The organism is Acinetobacter legionensis (assembly GCF_057165765.1).
Genome location: NZ_CM169896.1, coordinates 3,298,054 through 3,311,011, shown reverse-complemented (window position 1 = coordinate 3,311,011; position 12,958 = coordinate 3,298,054). Strand labels below are relative to the sequence as shown.

General features: G+C 38.1%; 10 protein-coding genes and 4 tRNA genes. 4 read left to right on the top strand and 10 right to left on the bottom strand.

Annotated elements, in window-relative coordinates:
* Positions 1–58: 58 nt before the first annotated feature.
* The 8 genes from AC2G3J_RS15035 to AC2G3J_RS15000 form a co-directional block, all read right to left on the bottom strand.
* The gene (locus tag AC2G3J_RS15035) at positions 59–1,012 is read right to left on the bottom strand and encodes a ribose-phosphate pyrophosphokinase (RefSeq protein WP_004722497.1); all 954 of its coding nucleotides are present in this window, start codon (positions 1,010–1,012) and stop codon (positions 59–61) included.
* Positions 1,013–1,047: 35 nt separating this feature from the next.
* Positions 1,048–1,122 (bottom strand) — tRNA-Gln (locus tag AC2G3J_RS15030).
* Between the two features lie 91 nt (positions 1,123–1,213).
* A tRNA-Gln gene (locus tag AC2G3J_RS15025) sits at positions 1,214–1,288 on the bottom strand.
* A 19-nt stretch (positions 1,289–1,307) separates the two neighbouring features.
* Positions 1,308–1,382: transfer RNA gene (locus tag AC2G3J_RS15020), tRNA-Gln, on the bottom strand.
* A 30-nt stretch (positions 1,383–1,412) separates the two neighbouring features.
* Positions 1,413–1,487: transfer RNA gene (locus AC2G3J_RS15015), tRNA-Gln, on the bottom strand.
* A gap of 4 nt (positions 1,488–1,491) precedes the next feature.
* Complete coding sequence (gene ispE / locus AC2G3J_RS15010) at positions 1,492–2,325, bottom strand: 4-(cytidine 5'-diphospho)-2-C-methyl-D-erythritol kinase (RefSeq protein ID WP_419327617.1); 834 nt, start codon at positions 2,323–2,325, stop codon at positions 1,492–1,494.
* A 25-nt stretch (positions 2,326–2,350) separates the two neighbouring features.
* A complete protein-coding gene (gene lolB / locus AC2G3J_RS15005) occupies positions 2,351–2,959 on the bottom strand; it encodes a lipoprotein insertase outer membrane protein LolB (protein WP_336952757.1) in 609 nt (202 codons plus the stop codon).
* A gap of 8 nt (positions 2,960–2,967) precedes the next feature.
* The gene (locus AC2G3J_RS15000) at positions 2,968–4,680 is read right to left on the bottom strand and encodes a tetratricopeptide repeat protein (protein ID WP_336952756.1); all 1,713 of its coding nucleotides are present in this window, start codon (positions 4,678–4,680) and stop codon (positions 2,968–2,970) included.
* A gap of 77 nt (positions 4,681–4,757) precedes the next feature.
* Between AC2G3J_RS15000 and hemA the strand changes: the two genes are divergently transcribed.
* The gene (gene hemA, locus AC2G3J_RS14995; protein WP_419359908.1) at positions 4,758–6,044 is read left to right on the top strand and encodes a glutamyl-tRNA reductase; all 1,287 of its coding nucleotides are present in this window, start codon (positions 4,758–4,760) and stop codon (positions 6,042–6,044) included.
* A 531-nt stretch (positions 6,045–6,575) separates the two neighbouring features.
* On the opposite strand, the gene AC2G3J_RS14990 is transcribed toward hemA, so the two are convergent.
* Complete coding sequence (locus tag AC2G3J_RS14990) at positions 6,576–8,483, bottom strand: DNA primase (protein WP_483770222.1); 1,908 nt, start codon at positions 8,481–8,483, stop codon at positions 6,576–6,578.
* Positions 8,484–8,601: 118 nt separating this feature from the next.
* Positions 8,602–9,624 carry an outer membrane protein assembly factor BamD gene (locus tag AC2G3J_RS14985; protein WP_004819623.1) on the bottom strand — a complete coding sequence of 341 codons (1,023 nt, stop codon included), beginning with the start codon at positions 9,622–9,624 and terminating at the stop codon, positions 8,602–8,604.
* A gap of 71 nt (positions 9,625–9,695) precedes the next feature.
* Between AC2G3J_RS14985 and rluD the strand changes: the two genes are divergently transcribed.
* The 3 genes from rluD to AC2G3J_RS14970 all read left to right on the top strand — a co-directional run bounded on the left by rluD (position 9,696) and on the right by AC2G3J_RS14970 (position 12,819).
* Positions 9,696–10,748, top strand: a complete 1,053-nt coding sequence (gene rluD / locus AC2G3J_RS14980) for a 23S rRNA pseudouridine(1911/1915/1917) synthase RluD (RefSeq protein ID WP_419327619.1) — start codon at positions 9,696–9,698, stop codon at positions 10,746–10,748.
* A 646-nt stretch (positions 10,749–11,394) separates the two neighbouring features.
* Entirely contained in the window at positions 11,395–12,138 is a 744-nt protein-coding gene (pgeF, locus tag AC2G3J_RS14975; protein WP_336952747.1) for a peptidoglycan editing factor PgeF, read from the top strand.
* A 126-nt stretch (positions 12,139–12,264) separates the two neighbouring features.
* On the top strand, positions 12,265–12,819 hold the full coding sequence (locus tag AC2G3J_RS14970) for a flavodoxin family protein (protein ID WP_336952745.1): 555 nt from the start codon (positions 12,265–12,267) through the stop codon (positions 12,817–12,819).
* The last annotated feature ends 139 nt before the right edge of the window (positions 12,820–12,958 follow it).

The window sequence follows — 12,958 nt, the reverse complement described above, 5'->3', positions numbered from 1 at the left end:
GACCAGCCCAGTGATATAAAGCCCTACCAAAGAGTAGGGCTTTGAAAATTTGGCGCTATTATAGATAAGAATCGAACATTGCGCTAATAGATTCTTCGTTGTTAATACGACGAATTGTTTCAGCAACCATACTTGCTACTGAAACTTGGCGAATCTTACCAAGTTTTAATGCTTCATCTGAAAGTGGAATTGTGTCAGTAACAACCAATTCATCAATTACAGATTTGCTTAAATTTTCGAGTGCTTTACCTGATAGTACAGGGTGCGTTGCATAAGCAACCACTTTACGAGCACCAAAAGTTTTTAGTGCATCGGCAGCTTTACACAAAGTACCAGCTGTATCAACCATGTCATCGACAATCACACAGTCACGATCACGTACATCACCAATCAAATGCATCACTTGTGATTCATTCGCTTTTTGACGACGTTTATCAATAATTGCAAGGTCGATATCACCCATTTGTTTTGCAACAGCACGTGCACGAACTACACCACCAACGTCAGGTGAAACCACCATTAGGTTGTGATGTTGTTGTTGACGTAGGTCAGCAAGCAAAGCAGGCGTACCATAGATGTTATCTACAGGAATATCAAAGAAACCTTGGATTTGGTCAGCATGCAAATCGATCATTACAACACGGTCAATACCAACAGTGGTGAGCATGTCTGCTACAACTTTTGCAGTAATTGGAACACGAGTTGAACGAGGACGACGGTCTTGGCGTGCATAACCGAAGTATGGAATTACAGCAGTAATACGACCAGCACTTGCACGACGCAAAGCATCTGCCATTACTAAGATTTCCATAAGGTTATCATTCGTAGGGGCACAAGTGGGCTGTACGATAAACACGTCTTTACCACGCACATTTTCAGTAATTTCGACAGTGATTTCACCATCAGAAAATTTACCTACAGCAGCAGCTCCCAAAGGGATGTGCAAATGGCTAACGACTTTTTGGGCGAATTGTGGATGCGCAGTTCCACTAAAAACGACAAGATTGGGCATGAAGCACCCTTGGCGGTTGGCAGATTTGAATTAGATGGCAGGGGCGGCTGGATTCGAACCAACGGATGCCGAGATCAAAACCCGGTGCCTTACCACTTGGCGACGCCCCTAATGCGGCAGAATTTTAGTGTTTTTGCATGTCTCTGTCAAGGTAAATCAACATTAAATACAAATTACTATGTTCTGTCTTTTTTGAGAAAATGGCAGGGGCGGCTGGATTCGAACCAACGGATGCCGAGATCAAAACCCGGTGCCTTACCACTTGGCGACGCCCCTAATTTGATGTTGTATTTAATGGCAGGGGCGGCTGGATTCGAACCAACGGATGCCGAGATCAAAACCCGGTGCCTTACCACTTGGCGACGCCCCTAAAATACAACGATCTACAGATGAAAAATGATGGCAGGGGCGGCTGGATTCGAACCAACGGATGCCGAGATCAAAACCCGGTGCCTTACCACTTGGCGACGCCCCTATCATTACACTGTAAAATGAGTGAGTGGTGATTCATTCAAACTGTTGACCAAATAGGCTTTACAGGGTGAATACTTTAAAACATCATCAATCTTCATTTGTTCAGTGACTTCAACAAAAACACAAGCACCTGTACCTGTAAGCTTTGCTGTACCGAACTGATCTAAATACTGCATTGCTTCATCAACTTCAGGATATAAATTTCTTGCCAGTGGCTCAAAATCATTTCTAAAATTGGATGGCTTTAGCTGATAGGCGCAAAATTTAGTAGGCTTCGTATCTCTTGTCAATGTTTTTTGCGAAAAAAGTCGTTGAGTGCTGATAAAACAATCAGGTTTTAACACAATGTATTGTTTTTGATCTAAGTCTATGAATGTTAAGTGTTCACCTATACCTTCAGCCCAAGCATTACGACCATGAACAAAGATTGGAACATCTGCCCCCAATTTCACCCCAAGCTCAGCCAGTTGCTCAGTATTTAAACCGCACTGCCAAAGTTGATTGACCACGATCAATGTAGTGGCAGCATTGGAAGAACCACCACCTAGACCTGCACCCATTGGAATATTCTTTTCGATACGAATTTTTAAACCAGATGGCTGTGTGGCATAAGGTTTTAAAATTTGAACCGCTTTATAAATCAGATTATGTTCCAAATCGACGTTACTAAAACCTTCAAGACTGATTTCTGGTTGAGAATGTTCTGTTTGGGTGAATTCTAACCAGTCATACAAATCAATCAGCTGAAAAATACTTTGCAACTCGTGATAGCCATTTTCACGGCGACCTGTGATATGCAAAAACAAATTCAATTTTGCTGGAGAGGGAACACGAATCATAGATTTCATTGTCTAAGGTAAAGATTTAGCGGTTTTGAATCACCATTGTAATACGATTTTCCTGACCAGATTCAAGTTGTTGTTTTAAAATCAGCTTGTTGGGCAAGCTTGCTTGATTATTATAACTAAAATCTACAGTCCAGCCATCTTCAATGATTTGAGCAATACGTTGAGTATTGTCTCTTGTGATTTGTGCATTTTCAGTGGCAGGGTAGGCTTGAACCCAATCGACAATATGCGTAATAGGTGCATTCCAGCCTGTGGCTTTTTCAAGCAGTTCTTCTGGTGTTTCAGCCGAAATTGACCCTGTTTTAGCGCTGTTTAGAGTAACTTCCCCAGATTTTCCTTCAATAATGGTTTTGCCAATGCCTAAGATCCCATTCAATTGGATGTTAAAATCTTGTTGGTCTTGCGTCCATGTATAGAACGCACTGCCAGACTGTTTAGGTGTTTTTACCCCAATTTTCCCTTCAAGATTAAATTGATTTGACGGTTTTTGCTGAGGCGCTGTGGCATCAGTGGGTGCCGTAAGCGTTGGTGTGGTTGGTGCAGGCTTTACGACTTGCTGACAACCCGTGAGTGTAAAAACGGTTGCTGCAGTTAGGCTACAAAAGATCTGTGGAATGTGACGCATACAAGTCATTAACTCTTTTTAATATGTTGCGGTAATATTAATGAATCTAATTGATTTAATTGAGGATCATTTGGATGATTTTGTTTGAGTTGTTGTAACACTTCATTAAATTGAGCTAACGCACCTTGCATATACAAGGATTTTGCATATCGAATACCGATGTTTACACTATGACTCAAATTATAAGCTTTCGATAAAATGTTTGAGGCAGCATCAAAATCATTTTGCAAGAATGTGATATATCCCAGCGTATCTAAAATCGAGGCTTGATCTGGTGCAGAGTCTAAGGCATGTTCAGCATACTTTCGCGCTTCATCTAAACGTCTATTTTGTAGTGCAAGCGTATAGGCATAAGCATTTAAATAAGCAGGATTATTGGGCTCTAAAGTTAAAAGTTGTTTCAGTGCTTTATCAAGTAAATCACGATCCTCAAATGGATCAAGAAGCAGTATTTCTGAATAGAGAATTTCAGGATCATCAGGCAAGTTCTTCACTGCTTCAGTGAGTAATCTCAATGCTGCTTTTTTATTGCCCATGCGTTTTAAAATCTCAGCTTGAGCCTGATATAAGAAACTTGCATGTTGTGGATAATTGACACGTTCTTGGGTTAAAAACCGCAAAGCATCATTCATCTTGTCTTGTCTTTCAAAAATCGAGACCAGATTACGGCGTGAAACCGTATATAAGTTCCCATCAACCAGACGATAATAGGCTTTTGCCGTTTCATCATTTTGCTTTCGTTCAGCATTTACTGCCAAATAAAAATAAGCTTCATTTTGATAACGTGACGAATAACGTAATTCCACCAAATATTGTTCAGCTTGATCTAGCTTTTTTAAATCAATCGCAGTTAAACCTGCGATAAATAGGGCTTCTTCAGCATCCGGCCAAGTTTGGATAATAGATTCTAATTTAGTTAAGGCCAATTCAGATTGATGAATCTTGATCAAATATTTAACTTCAGCTAGACGGATATCATAGTTATATTTGTTTTTACGACTACTTCGATCATACCATTTTAAAGTCGCTTCTTGGTCACCCAAAGCCTCTAATAAATTGGCTTTCATCAAAATAAAGCCAGTCACTTTTGAACGTTTTCTTAGTGCTTTATTGACAGTTTTTAGCGCTTGCTCGATTTCATCGTTTTGCGCTTCCAAACCTGCAATTAGAATAAGCACAGAAGGGTTATTTTTTTCTTTACTCGCTCTCAGTGTACTGAGCAGATTTTGACGATCTACTTCTGATTCTGGTGCAATTCCTTCTAAAATCTTTTCTAAATCAGCGTTAGGGTCAATGTTGAGAATACTGTCTAGGGTTTCTGCAGCAAGTTCGTATTCATGTGATTTGAGCGCAATATGTGCCAAGTAAAATTTTGCAGGAACATCTTCAGGTTCTTGTACAACCCAATGGGTGGCAATGTCTAAAGCGGCTTTTAAATCATTTTGTTCAATTGCAACATTCAAGGCACGTTGCTTAATGGTGGTTGAATTACTACGAATTGCGAGCACAGTATAATTGTGTAAAGCAGTTGCTGTATCATTATAAGCCAATGAAAATTCAGCAATAATACTTTGTTTTAATGCATTAGTATTATATTTCGCATGATAAAATTCTCCAGATGCTCTAATATGAGCACTAGAAGCCATGCTACCAACCAGTAAGAATGTGGTAGAATATTGCTTAATTGTCATGCCGCTTAAGCGGTTGTTTATTTGACGCAATTTTTCCGAATCCAAGTATGCTTTTTATGACACCGTTATTGCACAATAGCACAAATTTAACGAAATGATGATCTGATATGTCTTTCTTTGCATTGGGTGTCAACCATCAAACTGCCTCTGTTGAGCTACGTGAGCAAATTGCTTTTAATCCAGAACGATTAAAAGATTTATTTGCTGTAGAAAGCCTTCGCCAAAATTTGAATGATATGGTGGTGGTCTCAACATGTAATCGTACTGAAGTCTATGCCATGGCTGAAAATGCCGATATGGTATTAAATTGGCTCGCCCAAACCAATGGTATTGATGTAAAGCAATTGTCAAATCATGTATATCGTTATGAAAATACCGATGCTGTTTCGCACTTGATGCGAGTCGCAAGTGGTTTAGATTCGTTGATGCTAGGTGAGCCACAAATTCTTGGGCAGGTTAAAACAGCACTATCAATCTCAAAAGATGCTGAAATTGTCTCGCAAAACCTAAATCAAATATTTGAATATGCATTTTATGCAGCCAAACGGGTACGTTCTGAAACTGCAGTGGGTAGCCATGCTGTTTCGATGGGATATGCAGTTGCTCAACTTGCATTGCAAGTTTTTAGTAAGCCTGAACAGCTTACAGTTATGGTGGTTGCCGCAGGTGAAATGAACAGCTTGGTGGCGAAACATTTGGCTGAAATGGGTGTTGCAAAAATCCTGATTTGTAATCGAAGCCGTGAACGGGCAGAAAAATTAGCACAAGAAATAGCACATCGTGTTGAAGTAGAAATTATTCCATTTGATGAATTAACTTCGAATCTCTATCGTGCGGATGTAATTTCGAGTTGTACAGGCAGTTTGCATCAAGTCATTGCTTATGCAGATGTGAAGTTTGCTTTAAAAAAACGTCGTTATCAACAAATGCTTATGGTCGATTTAGCTGTACCTCGTGATATAGATCCAAAAGTTGAAAGTTTGGATGGTGTGTATTTATACGGTGTGGATGATCTACAAAGCGTAATTGATGAAAATTTAGCACAACGACGTCAAGCTGCGGTTGAAGCTGAAGTCATGGTTAATCAACTGGTGACCCAGTTGGTGACTCAGCAAAAAGTAAAAGAAGCGGGGAGTACAATTCAACAATTTCGTGAACACGGTAAAGAACAACGTCAGATGGAATTGTCGCATGCTTTAGAACGTATTCAGGCAGGTGAGGATACTCAACATGTACTTGAGGATTTTGCGCATCGTTTGACCCAAAAGTTATTGCATCCTTCTTCAATTTTATTACGCAATGCGGCGCAAGATGAAGATCCATCACATTTTGAGTGGATGAAAGAAAATATTCAGGATATTTTTGAACAAGAAAGAAAACCAAAAGCGAAGTGATTATTTTTTAAAATAATGTGATTTAATGTTTTTGCTTCGCCAGCTATTATTGGTGTATCTATTCGTGCGATTAAATTAGAATAATGAAATTAAGGTAATTAAAATGCTTAAAACTTTATATATTCATATTATTGTGTTTGTCAGTAGAATACTTTTCAAAGCCTGTAAAAGACAGTGATGTATTATTGAACCAAGCAATTAAGGATCTACATCGCCTCTCTATTTCGGGTGGAGTTATGGGGGTAATTGATTCAGTTGATCGATGCTATAAAAATCTCAAAAAACTAAACTATATAGCTTTTATCTAGATTATTCAGGGCGGTTATTGGATGCACTTATGGTCGAAAGTATAAATGCACACTCAGACTCTAATTTCCCTACTACCGTGTTTTTTAGTGATGAAAACTTTCAAAAACGTATATTTATAAACCTATATAAGCCTCATGACTCCTCAATGGAAGAGGCCAATAGCCATATGAATTTTTTGTATTACAAAATACTCGATAAGCTCAATGAAGCGTTTATTAAAAATTAATGATGTACCAGCTTTAAACTAATTTGTTTAGTCAGTTCATTGAGTTGTTTACGTAAATTACGTGATTCACTTAACGAAGTTGGGGCTTTAAGCTTTAATTTTAAATATTTCTCTTGCAAGGCTAAAGAGTAATCTGAAGCCAATTTATCTGCCATTTCAGGCGCTTCAGCCAAAGCCTGAATATTAGTGCGTTGGATGATTTCAGATAATTCCAAATGATAAGCGCCACATGCACCTAAAATATAATAGGTTGCAAGTTCTTGATCGTCTGGTAGCTCGTCAAAGACACGGTCAAATACGGCTAAGATCTGCGCCAATAGTTCATCTGGATGAATCAATGCGCGTAATACTTCAAAATGAATATACAAAAATGGGTGTTGCATCAAAATCGCAACAGCAAAGTCTTCATCTTTAGTACGAATATTAAATGACAATGAGGCATCTAAGCTGACTTGAGGTTGCCATTTTCGATTAAAACCTAATTTTTCTTTAAAGAATTGTCTTAATAAATAGCGATAAGAACCTTGCTTAGGCAGTAATTCCGTTAGTTGATTGAGTTCAGCCATCACCTGACTTTTGCCCTCAGGTGTAGCAACATCATAATTTTGACTTAACAATGCAAAGACAAAATCTGATAATAATGGGGATTGTTGCCATATACGTTGAAAAGTTTCAAAACCCTCTTTACGAATCAACGAATCTGGATCATGCTCTTTGGGTAGAACAAAGAATTTAAGTTCACGACCATCATTTAATAATGGCAGGGCAATTTCTAAGGTTCGACGTGCTGCTTTTTGTCCCGCGGCATCACCATCAAATGCAATTGTGATCTGATTGTTCTGCTTAAATAAAATATTTAAGTGATCAGCATTGCTGGCTGTACCTAATGTTGCTGTTGCCCCAGAAATCCCATTCTGTTGTAAGGCGATCACATCCATATAGCCTTCTACCATGAGCCAATTTTGCGCACGGTCTTTACGCCCTTCATACAAGCCGTAAAGGAGTTGATTTTTGTGGAAAACTTCAGAATCAGGTGAGTTAATATATTTCGGTTTGATTTCATCATTCAATGCGCGACCACCGAAACCGACAACACGACCTTTGTTGTCTCGAATTGGGAAAATCACCCGATCACGCAACAAATCGAAGTCACGACCACTATCACTGGTACGAATTAAACCCAGCAGTTTTAAACCTTCAATATCTTGTGGAAAGGCTTTTTCCAAATGTTGCCAATCTTCTGGTGCATAGCCTAAACGCCAATATTGGATGGTTTCGCTACTTAAGCCACGATGTTTAAAATAATTCTGCGCGACTTTACTGTTTGGCAATTGCCGTTCATAAAATTGTGCAATATTTTCTAGAAGATCATAAAGGTTACCATCTTGAGGGATTTGGTTAAAACCAGTTGGATCAAATTGGGTTGGATCGAAATGCTCTGGATCTGGATATTGGCTAAAAGCTTCGAAAGGATCAACTTCACGTGGCTGAACATAATCTGTTTTTTGCTCAGCGGGTTTAGAATCTACTAATTTATCTTCTACAGTCTTCACTGTTGGTTTAGGCTTGGATACTTCACGCTTATATGACAATTTTTTATTGTCATGATTGTCTTTAGGAAGTTCGACACCTGCATGGCTGGAGAGTTCTTTCATGACATCGACAAAGTTTCGATTATCAATATCCATTAAGAAGCGAATGGCATTGCCATTTGCCTGACAACCAAAGCAGTGATAATACTGTTTATCACGGTAAACATGAAAAGAGGGGGACTTTTCCTGATGAAAAGGGCAACAGCCTGAATAGGTGCGACCAGTTTTTTTCAATTTCACACGTTGACCAATCAGATCGACAATATCTGTGCGATCCAAAACTTGATCTATCGTGTGCTGAGGAATAGCCATAAATTTAATGTCATGTATCGTTTAAACTAATTTAAAGTTTAACGTAGTTTTGCTTCTAAAAATATCGATGAATAAAAAAGACGGGTAAAAACCCGTCTTGATTTGTCGCAATCAATATTTATTTACGTTGTCCATCATACAAACTTTCATCTGCGCGTGCGGGTTCTTTAGATACTTCACGATTTGGACGATCAAGTAAGCCAAAACTCACTTTATTCAACAAGCTTGATTTTTGTTCTGCTTGATCAGACGTTTCAGAACTCGCTTCTTGTGATACTTCTGCTTTATCACCACGACCTAAAATACCTAATGTTGCACGGTTCCACCAGCTGGCTTCTTTACGTGCTGCTCGTATATTCACTTCACCATTTGATTTAACAAGGTTCGGGTAGTTTTGCTTAAGCACGCCAATGTACTGTTGTGATGTTTCTTTATCGCCCAACTTATCATAACCATATGCCATAGTTGCTAAGGCTTCAGGAACTTGAGGGGTTTGAGGATAGTGTTCAATCACCCATTGTGAACGTTCAATCGCAGCCAAATATGCTTTACGTTTAATATTGAAACGTGCAGTATTCATTTCACTTTCAGCCAATTCTTGACCGATGTATTTCATTCGCTGTGCGGCATCAACTGAATACTGGCTTGAAGGGTAGCGACGAATTAAGTCGACAAAATTTTGATAGGCAATTTTTAAATAACCTACATCACGATGCGCTTGTTTTAATGAGGTATAGCGAAGCAAACTGTCATAGTTTTGCTCCATATTGGCTACACCACGGACATAGTAGGCATAGTCTAAATTCGGATGTTGAGGATTTAAACGGATAAAACGATCTGCCAGTGCAATTGTACCTTCATAATCTTTTTGCTTAAATTTTGTGTAAAGCAATTCAAGCTGAGCTTGTTGTGCATATTGCCCAGTCGGAAAATAAGTATCCATTGCTTCTAACGCTTTTGCAGCATCGCCATATTGCCCACGGTCTAATGATTTTATCGCATTATTGTAATAAGTCTGCTCATTTGATTTCGGGCCTGTATCAACAACATCCTTCTTCGGATTGCTGCTACAGCCGACAAATGCAGTTGCTAAGCCTACAGTTAAAGCAAGCATTGTGACTTTATAACGTGGTAGCGACATAAAAATTCCTCTGTTTATACGGGCAATAGGCTACAATTGCGCTATTAAACCACTTTTGTCCGAATGAGCAAATGACTTCAGCACACTCTTCTAATTCTAATTTCCCAGAAAACGATTTCAATTTACTTGAAGATTCTGAGGATGCAGATAATCATAATTCTGCACCAACTGCAACACGTTTATCGTTGCAATTTCAACTGGATGAAAGCTATTTAGGGCAACGTATTGACCAAGTCGCAGCACTGGTTTGGAACGAGTTTTCTCGTGAAAAACTCAAGCAGTGGATGAAAGAAGGTCATTTGTTGGTAAATGGTAACATTGTCAAGCCTAAGTATAAATGTGAAGGCAATGAACTTCTATGTTTAGATGTTGAGTTAGAAGCACAAACTTCTGCACAACCTGAAAATATACCTTTAAATATTGTTTATGAAGATGACGATATTATGGTCATCAATAAACCAGTAGGTATGGTTGTACACCCTGGGGCTGGTAATCCAAATGGTACTCTAGTCAATGCCTTGCTTTATCATTATCCAAAATCTGCCGAATTAACTCGCGCGGGTTTAGTGCATCGTATAGATAAAGATACCAGCGGCTTATTGGTTGTTGCTAAAAATCTGGAAGCTCAATTTTCTTTAAGTAAGCAATTGGCTAAAAAAACAGTTTACCGTGTATATGACTTGATTTGTTATGGTCATATTATTGCAGGTGGTACGATTGATGAACCGATTAAGCGCCATCCTGTAGATCGTGTAAAAATGGCTATTTTACCAGGTGGCCGTGATGCAGTGACGCATTACAATGTTAAAGAACGTTTTCAAAATTTTACCCGTGTACAGGCGCAACTTGAAACAGGGCGTACTCATCAAATCCGTATTCATTTCACCTATATTGGTTATCCATTGGTGGGTGATCCAGTATATGTTAGCCGTGTTAAAGTTCCAGCAGGCGCTTCTGAAAAACTGAGCAGTGCATTGCGTAATTTTAAACGCCAAGCTTTACATGCGTCTAAATTGGGCTTAGTTCATCCACGTACAAAAGAAGAAATGATGTTTGAAGCACCATGGTCAGATGATTTCGTTGAGTTGGTAGAAGTTCTACGTTCTGAAAATCAAGCGTATTGATTGATTTGTATTATAAAGCTGCTCAATGAGAGCAGTTTTATAAAGTTATTGGGTAACCACAACTATCTTTTGTCCTGTTGAAAAAATCGGCGTATATTTTGATTGATCCCTTACTCATTCTGATGACATTATTCTGTTTTGATAGGCAGAGTTGACCTGAAAATCTTCGAAAATAGAAGTGATTCGACTATGAAATCTTTTGCTTAAGTAATCTTTTGCAAGGTAATGATGTTGCGACATACGCTAAGTTATTTTATTTATAATAAGTTCGATTGAGGTGGTATTTTGATTAAAATAAAGACCAAAATTTTGTAGTGATATCCCTCAATAGGCATTTCATAACCACTCAAGCGTTTCTATTTTTAAAGTATCCAGAAGGATTGACGTAATGGATATAAATACTACAACTTATTAATATCCATGTTTAATTCAAGTCGAATAAGACATTAGGATCTAATTTTTTAGGGATTACCCGCTATTCAAGTTTTAATTGATATTGTTAATTTTGATTAAAGAAATAACAGTAAATTTGGTTGAAATTTTTAGCTTTACTAATCAATTAAATTAATTAAAGTATTGATCAAGGGTTGATTGAATTTGTTATAGTTATAGAGTCGTGAAATGATTTAAGTAGGAAATGTGCCAGATGCAATTTGTTCAAGGATTACCTCAAGGTGTATATGTCGGACAGACACATATACAGCACCCAAAGGCTTTGCCATCTGTACAGCCTGAACTTGAAGGTTTTAATTTGGCATTGCATGTAAATGATGATCCTAAACGTGTACAACAGCATCGTATGATTTTATTAGATGAATTTGCTGAATGGGGTGTCAATAAAATCACGTGGATGACTCAGACTCACAGTACAATTTGTCATACTGTCAATGAAGAAATGACCTTTACAGCATTGGTCGGTGACGGATTAGTTACACAGAATCAAGGGCATGCTTTGATGATGATGACCGCTGATTGTTTGCCTGTTGTATTAGGCAATAAGATGGGTAGTGAAGTTGCAAACTTACATGCAGGTTGGAGAGGGTTAGCTGGAGGGATTATTGAAAATACAATTGCCAATATGAAATCTCAACCTACCTGGGCTTGGTTAGGTGCAGCGATTAGTCAAGCTTGTTTTGAAATTGGTATAGAAGTAAAAACTGCTTTTTGCTCTAAATATGCTGAATTAGAAACAGCATTTGTAAAGAGTGAGCAACAAGGTAAGTATTACGCTGATTTATATGCGATTGCACGTTACATTCTCAAACAGCATGGGGTCGATGTGATTACAGGCGGGGACCAATGTTCTTATCGACAAGATCAAGATTTCTATTCTTACCGCCGTCATGCAAAAACAGGTCGTATGGCAACTTTTGTATTTATTCATAATTAATTCTTTATTTTTAAATAGATTTATTGCAGTTTAAAAAATCTATTAATGCGTTTTCTGAACATTACAAGAATTGTTTAAAATTGAATAGATGTTAAACTTGAGCAAATTTGTTTGTTTTCAATTGATATGTCTTTATCTGCTAAATCTATCGCGATCGTTTACCACAGCCCATTTGGTCATACTGCAAAAGTTGCGAGTTATATTGCACAAGGCGCAGTAAAGATTGGTGTAACTGTCCATACCATGGATATTGAGCATATTGACTGGGATATTTTGGATCAGGCGAATGCTATTATTTTTGGTTCACCTACATATATGGGAAGTGTTACAGGTCCATTTAAAATGTTTATGGACTCGACATCTAAACGTTGGAAAAATCGTGATTGGGAGGGCAAGCTTGCTGCCGCATTTACCAATTCAGGTGGTTTAAGTGGAGATAAGCTTTCCGTCTTACAACAAATTAATATTTTTGCTATGCAACATGGCATGTTATGGTCTGGATTGCCTTTAATGCCTACAGGTGTGAAGCCTACAGATTTAAATCGTATGGCGGGTTACTTAGGGTTAATGACACAATCAGATAATGCACCTGTTGAAATTACACCGCCCTCAGGTGACTTGCAAACTGCAATATGGTTTGGAGAATATATAGCATTACTCATAAATAAAATTGCGGTATAATGATGCATTGTAATTACATAAAAAAACAAAAAAATCATAAATAAAAATCCTTTAGAATCATTGTGAAAGTTGGCTGATATAGAAAAATACTGGATTCATTGAGTTATTGACTGTGTTAAGCCTATTTTTTACTATCATT